Source organism: Mesorhizobium sp. P2_E7 (assembly GCF_056403855.1).
In genome coordinates, this window is record NZ_JBFUER010000001.1 from 338,430 (window position 1) to 351,707 (window position 13,278).

Below are 13,278 nucleotides of genomic sequence, written 5' to 3' on the forward strand. Positions count from 1 at the left end.
ATTGGGCGCGGCGCCTGACAAAGCCGTTGCAGGATTTAACCGCCCCGGCAAGCAGCATCATAGTCCGCCAGCACCTGGCCGATCGCCGCGTGGAAAATCGCCTCGGGATTGCCGGCTGATCCAAGCCCGGCCGGCAGCGTCGGCAGGAATTGCCGCATCAGCGTTTCGGGAATGGCCACGCGGGTGAGCGCCTTGCGCAGGCGGTCGACGGCGGCGATGGCGGTGGGGTTGCTCCAGTAGTAGCGGATCCGGTCGCTGTAGCTGTAATGCCGCTGCAGATAGAGGTCCGCTTCGCTGCCATGATAGTGGCTGTACCAATGGCCGGGTGCTGTCAGCATCACGCGCTCCATCGTGCGGGCAAGTGGCCGTTCGCCGTAGTCGGCGACCATTTCGGAGGCGATCAGGTCGAGACCATAAAACGCCTCGCGCAGGGCAAATGTCAGGCCCGGGCCCACTTTAAGGATCGGAAAGCCGTTTGCGACGAGTGCTGTCAGCGCCGTGCGGCTCTGATAGTCGGTGGAATGCGCCTCGTAGACGAGCGAGGGTTGCTCATCGAGCAATCCGGTCAGGCCTCTCGACCTTTCTGGCGCGTAGGCGACGACATTCTGGCTGCCGAATTCCACGCCTGGCTGCACCACCACGGCGATGACGCGGCCAAAGGCGTCCGTCAGGCCTTCGCGGGCAAAGATGTCGCGATGAATCTCGATCGTGCGCCGCGCCGCTGCCGGTTCAGTGGGCTTCAACTCGCTTATCGCGTGATCGACGCCGCCCGGAGCGGGAACCTCGGTGCCGATGATGTAGACCGGCAATGTGCCACCGCGCGCGAGCGCTGCCTTTTCAGCAGCCTTGGCCAACCGCGCCGCCCGGGTCGCGATGGTCTCGTCGTCGAGCGCCGCCGGCTCGCCGGCGCATCCCATCGAGGCGTCGAGATGGATCTTGCTGAAGCCGGCCCAGACGTAAGCCGTGACCATGGCTTCGGCCTTGCTCATCGCCTTTGCGGCCGGCTCCGCACGCCACGGGTTCGGTCCGAGATGGTCACCGCCAAAGATGATGCGCCGGGGGTCGAGACCTTCCCTGCTGGCGATCTCCAGCACGAAAGCGACGAACAGGTCCGGGGTCATCCCGGTGTAGCCGCCGAACTGGTTGACCTGATTGCAGGTTGCCTCGATCAGCAGGGTGGCTTCCTTGTCCGCGACGGCGCGCCTGATCGCTGTCTGGATCACCAGGGGATGCGCGGAGCAGATCGAGGTGATGCCGTAAGGTGTTCCGTTGCGGCGGGCAGCGGCGAGACCGGCAAGGGGATTGGCCATCATGTCCGCCTCGCTGTTCCCTTGATGAAATCGTCGAGCCTGTCGAAGCCGGCAACGCCTTCCATCGGGCCTTGCCGCGTGACGTTGCGGGCGCCGGCGGCATTGGCATAAAGCAGCGCCTTGCCGGGCTCCATCCCTTGGCGGCGGCAACTCAGGTAGGTGGCGCCAAAGCAATCGCCGGCGCCGGTCGGGTCGACTTCCTCGACCAGGAAACCGGCGCAGTCGATCCGGGAGCCGTCGGCGCCGAACCAGGACGAGCCGGCCGCCCCGCGCTTCAGCACAATCTCGCCGACGCCCCGGGCAAACAGTGCCGCCACCGCCTGGTGCTCGTCATCGACGCCGGCCGCGGCCAGCAATTCGTCGCCGGACGGCAGCAAAAGATCGGCATCGTCGACCAGCGTCGAAAACAGCGCGCCGTCGGCGCCGTCGATCAACTCCTTGCGCATATTCGGGTCGAAGGAGGTCGAGCCGCCACGGGCGCGAACCGCCTGCACGGCGTAAGTGACAATTTCCCTCAGCCCGGCCACCGACAGCGTCGATCCCATAATGTGCAGATGGCCGGCTCTGTCCGCCAGCAGACGTGCAGCGGCGGTGAGGCGGATCTGCCCGGCGGCGGATTCGGCGATGTTGTAGACAAAGTCGCGGCCGCCATCGGGCCTATAGCGCACGAAGGCGCATCCGGTCGGGAAGCGGTCGCTGACATCGACGGCAGAGATGTCGACGCCATCACGCTTCAGTCTTTCCAGGTTGAGCGTGCCGAAATCGTCACGCCCGATGCAGCCGATGATGCCGGCGCCGCCGCCCAGCCTGCCGACCTGGTCGATGAAGATCGCCGGCGCTCCGCTCGGGAAGGGCCCTGTCAGCGTCTGCGGTTCGAGGAAGCCAAAGCCCCGTTCCGTCGCCATGATCTCGATCAGGATTTCGCCGGCCACAATCGTTGGCCCCACGGCCTCGGCGGCGATCTCGCTGCGGCGCGAAAGGCTCATGCTTGCAAATCCTTCTCTCCCCAGCCGGACCGCGCGCGGATCGTGGCGGCGTGTACCGGCTATAGTCGAGGTAAATCGCCGGGAGAGTGAAGTCAACACAAACTGAACGTGCGTACATTTATTTTCATGCGCATGCGGCCTTATTGATGTGCCTCGCCCCCTCACAGCCATTGCGGTAAGCGACCTGGCGTCAAAAAATCGCGTATTGCCGAGCTTGACTTGCCTGTCTTCAAGCGCAATAAAATATACACGCATGTTCACTTAAACATGCGCATTCGTAAAGGAGGAGACGAAATGCCAATTGGTAAGCGTATCGGAATTTTCGCCGCGTCGGTCGCTGCTTCGGCGCTGACGGCGGGTGCCGCTCTGTCCGAGGAAATCACGGTTGCGACCGTCAACAATGGCGACATGATCATCATGCAGAAGCTGTCGCCGGAATGGGAGAAGGCGACCGGCAACAAGGTCAATTGGGTGGTGCTCGAGGAAAACGTTCTGCGCGAGCGGGTCACCACCGACATCGCGACCAAGGGCGGCCAGTTCGACGTGCTGACCATCGGCGGCTACGAGACACCGATCTGGGGCAAGAGCGGCTGGCTGACATCGCTCAACGATCTCGGCGACGACTACGACTATGACGATCTGATCGCGCCGGTCCGCAGCGGCCTGACGGTCGACGGCAAGCTCTATGCCGTGCCCTTCTACGCCGAAAGCTCGTTCACGCTCTACCGCAAGGATCTGTTCGACGCCGCCGGCCTGAAGATGCCGGAGCAGCCGACCTATGACCAGATCACGGAATTCGCCGACAAGCTCACCGACAAGTCGAAGGAACAGTATGGTCTGTGCCTGCGCGGCAAGCCGGGCTGGGGCGAGAACATGGCCTTCCTCGGCACCCTGATAAACACATTCGGCGGCCGCTGGTTCGACATGGACTGGAAGCCGCAGCTCAATTCGCCCGAGTGGAAAAAGGCGATCGGCTGGTATGTCGACACGATGAAGAAGGATGGACCTCCGGGCATCAGCTCCAACGGCTTCAACGAGAACCAGACCTTGTTCGCCTCCGGCCACTGCGCCATGTGGATCGACGCCACGTCGGCGGCGGGTCGCGTCTATGATCCGAAGCAAAGCCAGGTTGCCGACAAGGTTGCCTTCGCCAAGGCACCGGTGGCGGTCACCCCGAACGGTTCGGCCTGGGGCTGGGCATGGAGCCTCGCCATCCCGACTTCGACCAAGAAGGCAGATACCGCAAAGTCCTTCGTCAAATGGGCAACTTCGAAAGCCTATGTCCAGCGCGTCGGCGAGACCGAAGGCTGGGTCGCGGCGCCTCCGGGAACGCGCAAGTCCACCTATGCCAGTGCCGACTACCAGAAGGCGGCGCCCTTTGCCGCGACGGTTCTTTCGGCAATCGAATCCGCCGATCCGACCAAACAGACCAAGGACCCGGTTCCCTATACCGGCATCCAGTTCGTCGCCATTCCCGAATTCCAGGGCATCGGAACCGAGGTCGGTCAGGCGATTGCCGCAGCGGTCACCGGCCAGCAGTCGGTCGATGATGTGCTGAGCGGCGCCCAGGCCTCCGTGGAAAAGACGATGACGGAGGCGGGTTACATCAAATAGGCGCGTTCAAGCCAGGGACGGTGCGTGTGCCGTCCCTGGCGATCCGGGCCTGGAAAACCTCCCATTGCAGCAGGCCCGGAGGATGCACGGACCCGCCCCACAGCGGGTCCGTGTTTCCCTTGCAGGTGGCGACGCGCCGGCCGCCAATTGGCGGCACATCTTTCGAGAAGTCGGGAAAGAATTGACATGAGACTGAAGAACAAGATTGCCCTGATAACCGGCGGCGCGCGCGGCATTGGCCTCGGTTTTGCGCAAGCCTATGCGCGCGAAGGCGCCAGGGTGGTGATTGCCGATATCGACATCGAGCGTGCGACGCGGGCGGCCGCTGCGATCGGCCCTTTGGCCAGCGCCGTCAAGCTCGACGTCACCGACCTCGCTGCGATCGATAGGGTCGTTGCCGAGGTGGACCGCGATTTCGGCGGCATCGACATTCTCGTCAACAATGCGGCCATCTTCGACATGGCGCCGATCACCGAGATCACCGAGGCAAGCTACGATCGCGTCTTCTCCATCAATCTCAAGGGACCGCTGTTTATGATGAAGGCGGTGGCCAATGTGATGATCGTGCGTGGCCGCGGCGGCAAGATCATCAACATGGCGAGCCAGGCCGGTCGCCGTGGCGAGGCACTGGTGACACTTTACTGCGCCTCCAAGGCAGCGATCATCTCGGCGACGCAGTCGGCGGCATTGGCGCTGGTCAAGCACGGCATCAACGTCAATGCCATCGCGCCCGGCGTCGTCGACGGCGAGCATTGGGATGTCGTCGACGCCCATTTCGCCCGCTGGGAGGGCCTGAAGCCCGGCGAGAAGAAGGCCGCCGTGGCAAAGGCGGTCCCGATCGGCCGTTTCGCCCAACCCGAAGACATTGCCGGGCTGGCCGTATTCCTCGCCTCGTCCGACAGCGACTACATCCTCGCCCAGACCTACAATGTCGATGGCGGCAACTGGATGAGCTGAAGCGCTCTCCACGCCGCATCGCCAAGGGAGATTGAAATGAAGGCCATCCGATTTACCGCCGCGGGCGTTGCCGGCATGGCGGAGCTGGACCTGCCAAAGGTCAAGCCGGGGCACGCTCTGGTGCGGGTCCGCGCCGCAGGGCTTTGCCACACCGACATCGAGGTCCTGCATGACCGCTACGGGGAGGGCGCGTTTCCGCTGGTCCCCGGTCATGAATACGCCGGCACGGTGGAAGCAGTCGCCACCGATGTGGCCACCGTCAGGCCCGGCGACCGGGTCGCCGTCGATCCCAACATCCCGTGCGGGCATTGCCCCGCCTGCAGCAAGGGCCTCACCAATCTGTGCGCCAGCCTGAAAGCCTATGGCGTGACCGCAGATGGCGGCTTCGCCGAGTTCAGCCTGGTTGCCGTCGACCATCTGCACGGCATCGGCGATCTCGGTTTCGCCACGGCGGCGCTGGCCGAGCCGCTGGCCTGCGTGCTGAACGGCCTGGGTAGCGCCGGCATCGAGGCCGGCAAATCCATACCGGGCACCGCGCTGGTCTTCGGCGCCGGGCCGATCGGCCTGCTGCTTGCCCTCTCGCTCAAGGCCAAGGGCGTCAAACACGTGGCGGTCGCCGACATCAGCGAACAACGGCTTGCATTCGCTGAGACGCTCGGGCTGGAGCCGCTGGTGTCCGGATCGCAGGCGCTGTCGGCGCGGGCGCGCAGCTTCGATTTCGTCGCCGACGCCACCGGTGTCGCCAAGGTGGTCGAGGGTATGATCGGCTTCACGGCTGATGGCGGCACGGCGCTCGTCTTCGGCGTTTGCGCGCCCGACGCCAGGATTTCGGTTGCCCCATTCGAGATTTTCCGCCGCCAGATCAGATTGGCAGGATCGCATTCGCTCAACCGCAACATCCCGCAGGCGCTCGACATCCTCAAACGCGACGACGGCACGATGGCGCGGCTGGTCAGCCACCAACTGCCGCTTGCCGAACTGCTGCCGTTTTTCGCCAAGGGCGGCAGTGATCCGGCAACAATGAAGGTACAATTCTCCGCGGAACAGTAGAATCCGCATGGGCCGCTGCCATGGCAGCCAGGCTGCGGCCATGCGGGAATGACTGTTGGCTTCGCCTTTCCGAAAAAACGTGACTCATCTATCAAGATGCCAGTCCGGACAGGGAGCGTGTGAATGGCAAAGACGATCAGGACGATGGAGGACTTCTCCGACTTCGTCGGTCTGTCGCGCACCACCGTCTCCAAATATTTCAACGACCCCAATTCGGTCCGCAAGAACACCCGCAGCGCCATCGAGGCAGCGCTGAAGAAATCCGATTTCCGGCCGAGCATGTTCGCCGTCAATCTCAACCGCCGCCGCAGCAACATTTTGGGCGTCATCATTCCGAACTCGACCGATCCGTTCTACATGGCGCTGACGCGCCGCATCGAGCTGATCGCCAACGAAGCCGGCTTCCTGGCGTTTGTCCTGTCCTCCGACGGACGCGCCGAGATGGAGGACCAGGCGATCCAGACGTTCAGGTCGATGAACATCGCCGGCGCCATCATCGCGCCGCTCGGCGTGCGGTCGCACCACCGGATCCTGGCCGAGCTCGGCTCGAGCATTCCGCTGATCTACGTCGACTCGCCGCTCGACGAGACCTCCTCCTTCGTCGGCACCGACAACCGCCAGAGTTTCAGGCTCATCGTCGATTATCTCTGCCGCTCCGGCGAGCCGCCCTGCTACTTCGCCATGCCGCTGGTCAACAACAACGCCTCGGCGCGGCAGGATGCCTATGTCGAGGCCATGCAGCAGTTCAAGATGACGCCTGAAATCGTGCCTGTCACTGATGCGCGGTCGTGGGATTTCGAAAAATTCGGCTTTGACGAAGCGCTGCGTATCCTGAAGTCACAGGGCTTTCCGACCAAAACGGTGCTTTGCGCCAACGACCGTGTTGCCTTCGGCGTGCTCGCCGCCGCCTATCAATTAGGCCTGAAGGTTGGCCATGGCGCGGATTGTGACCTCAGAGTCGCCGGGCACGACGACCATCCGCTGTCACGCTACGCCTGCCCACCGATCACGACAGTGGCGCAGAACTACAACGAGATCGGCCGCCTGGCCATCGAACTGCTGCTGCAGCGGCTGGATGAAAAATCGCCGGCCGCGAAACCCGGCAACGGCCGTATCCTGCTCAACGCCGAGCTGATGCTGCGCAGCTCGGCCTGAGGCGAGGCAGCAGGAATCGGGTGGCGAGTTTCGCGGCGGCGTGCAAACTGATGCCGCTCGTACCAGAGGGACAGCCATGCTTAAGCTTCATGACTATCTGCCGTCGCAAAATGGCTGGAAGGCGAGGGTCGTGCTCGGGCTGCTCGCCATTCCCTATGAGAGCCGCCTTGTCTCGATCTTCGAGGGCGAGAGCCACACAGAGGCCTTCCTGAAGCTCAACCCGGCCGGTGCCGTTCCCGTGCTCGAGCTCGAGGATGGCCGCGCGATTGCTGAATCGAATGCCATCCTGATCTATCTCGCCGAAGGCACGCCGTTCCTGCCGGCCGATCGCTATGTCAACGCCAAGATCATGCAGTGGCTGTTCTTCGAGCAGTATCATGTCGAGCCAGTCATCGGCTCGCTGCGCTTCTGGACATTGACGGGAAGGCTGGAGCGCAATCAGGCCATGGTCACGGCCAAGCGCGAGGCCGGCGCCCGCACGCTTGCCGCGCTGGAGCGCAGCCTGAACGATACGCCTTTCCTTGTCGGCGACACGCTCACCATCGCCGACATCGCTGTCTATGCCTACGGCCACCTGGCCGAGGATTGCGGCTATGCGCTGGCGGATTTTCCGGCGGTCCTTGCCTGGATGGGTCGGGTGGCGGATGCCATCGGTCCGGGCTATCCCGTGCATGTCTACGGCATCGATCCGCATTCAGGCGGGTGAGGGCAAAAGGCGCGCGTTCACCTTGTCTGGTCGAAAACAAGACCCAGATTCTGCTCTGTCGGCGGTTTTCGAGCTCGCAGTCCGCCGGCTGGATGCCGGATCCCGGCGTCATCTCGACGACAGGCCGGCACCTTGCATGGAGGTGACCATGACACGCGACGATATCATTTCGGTGTTGGGCCCAGTAGACGAGGCAGTCATTGCCGACATCGCGCTGACCGACGCCAGCCTTGAAGAACTGCGCGAGGCCTTCGCCTGGCTCGGTGCCGACGAGGCGCTGGTCAACGAGGGCCGCCCCTTGCCGGGAACGAAGGTGGCGCGGCTGATCGAAATTCTCGATATGCCGGACGACGAGGACGGGCCGGTGGTGCCGGCGATGGGGTTTCAGTAGAGCCTCACTTCTACGCCCTCGACAGCAGCCTGCGCATAATCACCGAAGCGTGGCCGCCGACGCCGTGCGCGGCCGGGCGGCGTTCGACCATTTCGAAGCCGTGCTTGCGGTAGAAGGCGATCGCCCGGTCGTTGCCTTCGATCACTTCCAGCGCAATGCTGGGAATACCGGCATGGGCGGCGAGCACCGCGTGCAGCAGGTCGGTGGCGAGCCCGCTGCCGAACTCGGTCTTGTCGATGTGCAGCCGGTCGAGCATGACATCGCCACGATCGTCCATGGCCGCCATTGCATAACCGGCAATCGAACCGTCCGGCCGTTCGGCCACGAACGACATCTTGTTGTTATCCAGCAATTCGGCCGCCAGCCGCTCGGGCGCGTGCCTGTCATCCGAGAGCCGCGCGGTGGTCTCGGGTCCCATGATCGGTGAATAGGTACGCCGCCAGGATTCACCCAACAGCCGCGACACCAACGGCACGTCTCTTACGGTCATGGCTCTGATCTGGGTCATTGCGACGATCATGCCAAGATCGCGCCGGCAATCAAGAGCCGCGCAGGGGTACGAAAGAAGGGGAGATCGCTCTACCTGTCGATCGTCGTCATTACCCGCTCATTGTAGCGCGGGCCTGCGACCTTGCCCGGCGCAAGCGCCGCGTCGAGGGCCTGCATCTCGGCGGGGTAGAGCTTGATCGCCGCCGCCGCGACATTCTCCTCCAGATATTTTCGCCGCTTGGTGCCAGGGATCGGCACGATGTCGATGCCGAAACTGTCGCCCTTGGCGAGCACCCAGGCCAGCGCGATCTGTGCGGGCTTTACGCCCTTGGCGTTGGCTACCTCCTGCACGGCAGCCGCTGCCGTGACGTTAGCGTCGTAGTTGGCGCCCTGGTAGCGCGGGTCGCCGCGCCGGAAATCGCCTTCGGGATACTCCTCGGCGCGCTTGACGTCGCCGGCAAGAAAACCGCGGCCGAGCGGCGCGAACGGCACCAGGCCGATGCCGAGTTTTTTGAGCAACGGGATGATCTCCGGCTCCAGGTTGCGCTCCCACAGCGAATATTCGCTCTGCAGCGCCGACATCGGATGCACGGCATGCGCGCGGCTGATGTTGGCCGCACCCGCCTCCGACAGGCCGAAGAAACGCACCTTGCCCTCGGCGACCAGCCGGCCGATCGTACCGGCGACGTCTTCCATCGGTACCGCAGGGTCGACGCGGTGCTGGTAGTAGAGGTCGACATGGTCGGTGCCGAGCCGCTTCAGCGAGCCTTCGAGCGCCTCGCGGATATGCTCGGGCCGGCTGTCGCGCTCCGTGCCGACCTGTCTGCCGTTTTCGATGCGGAAGCCGAATTTGGTGGCAAGCGTCACCGCATCGCGCCGGCCCTTCAGCGCTCGCCCGAGCAATTCTTCATTGGCATAGGCGCCGTAGACTTCCGCCGTGTCGAGGAAGGTGCAGCCGAGTTCGATGGCGCGGTGCAAGGTGGCGATCGATTCCGTCTCGTCGGCCGGGCCGTAGGACTGGCTCATGCCCATGCAGCCGAGGCCGATCGCCGAGACCTGCAGCCCCTGGCTGCCGAGTTTGCGGGTGCTCAAGGTCATTGTCTGTGATCTCCGGGAGGACAGATGGAATTATAGGAGCCGCTCGCTCAGTTTCCATAGGGGCTCGGCGCTTTCTACGTCGATGGCATAGGGCATGACGCCCAGCGTGCCAGTCAGCCGGACCCCGGCCTGCATCGGTAACGCCGGCAGCGCGCCCAACATCTATCGCAGCGCGGTGCGGGCACGCCCGAGCTGGCTGCGGAACAAAGATAGTGTCTCAGTTTGAAATCAGGGCAAACGCCCTAATTCCTTGGTCGAGTTGTGCAAAAGCCCTATATGCCTAGCGGAAAGCATAGGAGACGACATGATTGCCAATCGCACAACCGCCGAAGAAATGGCTCGAACTGTAGGTGTTGACCCGAACACATTCCGCGCAGCGTTGCGGAGCGTGAAGCACCCTCGGAAACGCAACACAGATTGGGAAGTGAAAATTGGCGGCCCATCGTATTCGGGAATGCGCACCGTTCTGGCCAGCCTGATACAGCGGAAGGCTGCCTGACGCCGACAAGCAGTCAAAATTGACAGAGCACCTGATCTCCAGCATCCTTAGGTAGCCGTTATGTCCTGCGGCTGTTGTGTATGAGCGTCGGATGGTCAGTCCTACTTCCAGCCAGAATTCCAAGCGCGCCGCCGTGCGCAAGGCGCTCGACCGGCACAAGGTGTATGTCACCGCGCAAAGCTTTTCCGGCGGCGTCTACTCTGCCCGCGTGCTGGTCGATGGCGAAGCCTACTGGGTCGACGAGTTCCGGCTGAGCCAGCTTCAGGGCGGTCTTTCCCCGGCCGAGCTCGACCTGACGCCGGCCACCGACGATTGAGCTGCCATCGATTGAGCACAGCCCGCATCCCGCCTAGCATGCGGACATGACCGCCCCGCCCAAGCTCAGAGCCTATCGCGCCAAGCGCGAATTTTCGAAAACGCCGGAACCGGCGGGCGGGCTCGTTTCGGCCGACGGCAACCGCTTCGTCGTCCACAAGCACCACGCCACCGCCGACCATTACGATTTGCGCCTGCAGGTCGGCGGCGTGCTGAAAAGCTGGGCGGTGCCGCGCGGGCCTTCGCTCAACCCGGCCGACAAGCGGCTTGCCGTCGAGACCGAGGATCATCCGCTCGAATATATCGACTTCGAAGGCGTCATTCCCGAAGGCGAATATGGCGGCGGGCCGATGATCGTCTGGGACACCGGCACCTGGGCGCCGATGGACAATGTCGACAAGAGCCTGCGCACCGGCGCGTTCAAGTTCCGGTTGGCAGGCGAAAAACTCAATGGCGGCTGGATGCTGACCCGCCTGAAGCCGAAGCCCGGTGAGGACGAGAACAAGAAGAACTGGCTGCTGTTCAAGGAGCGCGACCTCGCCGCCGATACCGAGCTCGATATCCTTGAAGCGCGGCCGGAGAGCGTGAAATCCGGCAAGCGCATCGAGGAGTTGGCGCCGCCGCCGAAGAAGCCGGCCCGCCTGCCGCCAAAACCGGGCGCGCTGAAACCCGGCGCGCTGCCCGGCGCTGTCAGGGGCGATCCGCCGTCGCGCATCGAACCGCAGCTCGCAACCCAGGTGCCGAAGCCACCGGGCGGGCCGCTGGAAGATACCGGTGAGCTTTGGCTGCATGAGATAAAATTCGACGGCTACCGCACCATGGCGCATGTCACCGATGGCGAGGTGCGCCTGATCACGCGCGGCGGCATCGACTGGACGAAGCGCTATGGCGACCTGCCGCAAGCCTTTTCGCGGCTACCGCTCAACCAGGCGATCTTGGACGGCGAGATCATGGTGCTCGACGAGAAGGGCATTTCGCGCTTCGCGCTGCTGCAGGACGCGCTGTCGGCGGGTGCGGGCTCCAAATTGCATTTCTATGCCTTCGACCTGCTGCATCTCGACGGCTGGGACCTGCGCAAGGCGCCGCTCATAAAGCGCAAGGCTCTGCTCGCCGAGCTTCTCGCTGGTGTGGGCGCCAACTCCGCCATCCAGCTGAGCGATCATGTCGAGGGCGACGGGCAGGGGCTCTATGACCAGGCGACCGAACACGGGCTGGAAGGCATCGTCTCCAAGCGCGCCAATGCCATTTACCAGAGCGGCCGCACCAAGAGCTGGACCAAGGTCAAGGCACTGGAGAAGGGCGACTTCGTCATTGCCGGCTACACCATCTCCGATAGGGCAGAGGGATTGGCTGCACTCGGCATGGCCGAATTCGAGGATGGCGAACTGCATTATCGCGGCAAGGTCGGCACCGGCTTCGACGCCGCAACCGCAGGCGACTTGCTGGCAAGGCTGGAGCCGTTACGCGACGGCGCGACGCCACCCGAGGGCGTGCCGCGCGAGATCATGCGCGAGATGAAATGGGTGCGGCCAATGCTGTCGGCCCGCATCCACTATGCCAACCGCACGGCGGACAATGCGCTGCGCCACGGCGTGTTTCGCGGCCTGCGCCATGTCGGCCTGTCGACGCCGGTATCGCCCAAGCGCAAGCGGCTGATCGCCGAGGCAGACCTCGCCACCATCTGGGTGACCAATCCCGAGCGCCGGCTGTTCGGCAAGACCGGGCCGACCAAGCTCGACATCGCCGTCTACTACGCGCTGGTCGGCGATTTCATGCTGCCGCACATCATGGGCCGCCCGGTGTCGCTGGTACGCTGCCCGACCGGCCTGCCCAAGGACTGTTTCTTCCAGCGCCACGCCTTCACCGGCATGCCGCCTTCGGTGGTTACATTCGATAGCGTCAATTCCGAGGGCGAGACGAAGTCCTTCCTGTCGGTCGAGGGCGCAAAAGGCTATCTGGCGCTGGCGCAGTTCGGCGTCGTCGAGTTCCACACCTGGGGCACGCACCGCATCAGCCTCGACAAGCCCGACCTGATCGTCTTCGACCTCGATCCGGGCGAGGGCATCGCCTGGCGCGAAGTGGTCGAGGCCGCCGTCCACATCAAGGGCCAGTTGGAAGGGCTCGGCCTGGTGCCGTTCGCCAAGACATCCGGCGGCAGCGGCATCCACATCACAGTGCCGGTGACGCAAAAGCAGAACTGGAAGAAGCTGCACCAGGCAACCAGCGCCATCTCCACCCATCTGGCGGCCAGCGCGCCCGACACCTTCACCACCACCATGGGCAAGGAAAACCGCAAGCGCCGCATCTTCATCGACTATCACCGCAACGCCCGCGGCCACACCTCCGCCGCCCCCTATTCGCTGCGCGCCCGCACCAATCTGCCGGCCTCGACGCCGGTGAGCTGGAGCGACCTGGAGACCATCGATGCGCCGCAGGATCTGAACTACTCCTCGTTGCCGGGGCTGTTGGCGACGTCGGGTGATCCCTGGGCGGACATGGAGGATTTTGCGAGGGATTTGCCGGCCTTCAAATAAGATTGGGTTCCTCGCCCCACGGAGTGGGGAGAGGTGTCCGCGAAGCGGACGGAGAGGGGCAGGGCCGACATTCCAAGGTTGAGGCACACCCCTGGAAACACTCAGGCCGCGCCATTCCCCCTCTCCGTCTCGGCTTCGCCGAGCCACCTCTCCCCCGCTCCGCGGGGGCGAGGA

Annotated in this window: 12 protein-coding genes; 8 read left to right on the forward strand and 4 right to left on the reverse strand. The window is 64.0% G+C overall.

Translation table 11 applies throughout. From position 1 onward, the window contains the following. Positions 1–35: 35 nt before the first annotated feature. Complete coding sequence (locus tag AC1DYC_RS01710) at positions 36–1,310, reverse strand: D-tagatose-bisphosphate aldolase, class II, non-catalytic subunit (protein ID WP_477408122.1); 1,275 nt, start codon at positions 1,308–1,310, stop codon at positions 36–38. Then, a complete protein-coding gene (locus tag AC1DYC_RS01715; RefSeq protein ID WP_477403428.1) occupies positions 1,310–2,296 on the reverse strand; it encodes a tagatose kinase in 987 nt (328 codons plus the stop codon). Before AC1DYC_RS01715 ends, AC1DYC_RS01710 begins: the two co-directional genes overlap by 1 nt. 294 nt (positions 2,297–2,590) lie before the next feature. Between AC1DYC_RS01715 and AC1DYC_RS01720 the strand changes: the two genes are divergently transcribed. The 6 genes from AC1DYC_RS01720 (at position 2,591) to AC1DYC_RS01745 (ending at position 8,169) form a co-directional block, all read left to right on the forward strand. Then, a complete protein-coding gene (locus AC1DYC_RS01720; RefSeq protein ID WP_477403430.1) occupies positions 2,591–3,910 on the forward strand; it encodes an ABC transporter substrate-binding protein in 1,320 nt (439 codons plus the stop codon). 186 nt (positions 3,911–4,096) lie between these two features. Then, entirely contained in the window at positions 4,097–4,867 is a 771-nt protein-coding gene (locus AC1DYC_RS01725) for an L-iditol 2-dehydrogenase (RefSeq protein ID WP_477403432.1), read from the forward strand. Positions 4,868–4,903: 36 nt separating this feature from the next. After that, positions 4,904–5,917, forward strand: a complete 1,014-nt coding sequence (locus AC1DYC_RS01730; RefSeq protein ID WP_477403434.1) for an alcohol dehydrogenase catalytic domain-containing protein — start codon at positions 4,904–4,906, stop codon at positions 5,915–5,917. A 144-nt stretch (positions 5,918–6,061) separates the two neighbouring features. After that, positions 6,062–7,072, forward strand: coding sequence for a LacI family DNA-binding transcriptional regulator (locus tag AC1DYC_RS01735; RefSeq protein WP_477408124.1), 1,011 nt, complete (start codon positions 6,062–6,064; stop codon positions 7,070–7,072). A gap of 76 nt (positions 7,073–7,148) precedes the next feature. Beyond that, complete coding sequence (locus tag AC1DYC_RS01740) at positions 7,149–7,778, forward strand: glutathione S-transferase family protein (RefSeq protein ID WP_477403436.1); 630 nt, start codon at positions 7,149–7,151, stop codon at positions 7,776–7,778. Between the two features lie 148 nt (positions 7,779–7,926). Then, positions 7,927–8,169 (forward strand): hypothetical protein, encoded by a 243-nt coding sequence (locus AC1DYC_RS01745; RefSeq protein WP_477403438.1) that lies wholly within the window; start codon positions 7,927–7,929, stop codon positions 8,167–8,169. Between the two features lie 10 nt (positions 8,170–8,179). Here AC1DYC_RS01745 and AC1DYC_RS01750 read toward each other — a convergent pair whose 3' ends face one another. Beyond that, complete coding sequence (locus AC1DYC_RS01750) at positions 8,180–8,677, reverse strand: N-acetyltransferase family protein (protein WP_477403440.1); 498 nt, start codon at positions 8,675–8,677, stop codon at positions 8,180–8,182. 71 nt (positions 8,678–8,748) lie between these two features. Then, positions 8,749–9,756: an aldo/keto reductase gene (locus AC1DYC_RS01755; protein WP_477403442.1), complete on the reverse strand. Its 1,008-nt coding sequence runs from the start codon at positions 9,754–9,756 to the stop codon at positions 8,749–8,751. A gap of 590 nt (positions 9,757–10,346) precedes the next feature. Here AC1DYC_RS01755 and AC1DYC_RS01760 point away from each other — a divergent pair. Both AC1DYC_RS01760 and ligD read left to right on the forward strand, forming a co-directional pair. After that, positions 10,347–10,571: a hypothetical protein gene (locus tag AC1DYC_RS01760; RefSeq protein WP_112566525.1), complete on the forward strand. Its 225-nt coding sequence runs from the start codon at positions 10,347–10,349 to the stop codon at positions 10,569–10,571. Between the two features lie 46 nt (positions 10,572–10,617). After that, complete coding sequence (gene ligD, locus AC1DYC_RS01765) at positions 10,618–13,104, forward strand: DNA ligase D (protein ID WP_477403444.1); 2,487 nt, start codon at positions 10,618–10,620, stop codon at positions 13,102–13,104. The last annotated feature ends 174 nt before the right edge of the window (positions 13,105–13,278 follow it).

What these genes read in the sequence shown, in the direction of transcription:
- AC1DYC_RS01740 (WP_477403436.1), top strand. Translation starts at nt 7,149, where the DNA reads ATGCTTAAGCTTCATGACTATCTGCCGTCGCAAAATGGCTGGAAGGCG.
- AC1DYC_RS01735 (WP_477408124.1), top strand. Translation starts at nt 6,062, where the DNA reads ATGGAGGACTTCTCCGACTTCGTCGGTCTGTCGCGCACCACCGTCTCC.
- AC1DYC_RS01745 (WP_477403438.1), top strand. Translation starts at nt 7,927, where the DNA reads ATGACACGCGACGATATCATTTCGGTGTTGGGCCCAGTAGACGAGGCA.
- AC1DYC_RS01755 (WP_477403442.1), bottom strand. Translation starts at nt 9,756, where the DNA reads ATGACCTTGAGCACCCGCAAACTCGGCAGCCAGGGGCTGCAGGTCTCG.
- AC1DYC_RS01725 (WP_477403432.1), top strand. Translation starts at nt 4,097, where the DNA reads ATGAGACTGAAGAACAAGATTGCCCTGATAACCGGCGGCGCGCGCGGC.
- AC1DYC_RS01720 (WP_477403430.1), top strand. Translation starts at nt 2,591, where the DNA reads ATGCCAATTGGTAAGCGTATCGGAATTTTCGCCGCGTCGGTCGCTGCT.
- AC1DYC_RS01750 (WP_477403440.1), bottom strand. Translation starts at nt 8,677, where the DNA reads ATGACCCAGATCAGAGCCATGACCGTAAGAGACGTGCCGTTGGTGTCG.
- AC1DYC_RS01730 (WP_477403434.1), top strand. Translation starts at nt 4,904, where the DNA reads ATGAAGGCCATCCGATTTACCGCCGCGGGCGTTGCCGGCATGGCGGAG.
- AC1DYC_RS01710 (WP_477408122.1), bottom strand. Translation starts at nt 1,310, where the DNA reads ATGGCCAATCCCCTTGCCGGTCTCGCCGCTGCCCGCCGCAACGGAACA.
- AC1DYC_RS01760 (WP_112566525.1), top strand. Translation starts at nt 10,347, where the DNA reads ATGGTCAGTCCTACTTCCAGCCAGAATTCCAAGCGCGCCGCCGTGCGC.
- AC1DYC_RS01715 (WP_477403428.1), bottom strand. Translation starts at nt 2,296, where the DNA reads ATGAGCCTTTCGCGCCGCAGCGAGATCGCCGCCGAGGCCGTGGGGCCA.
- ligD (WP_477403444.1), top strand. Translation starts at nt 10,618, where the DNA reads ATGACCGCCCCGCCCAAGCTCAGAGCCTATCGCGCCAAGCGCGAATTT.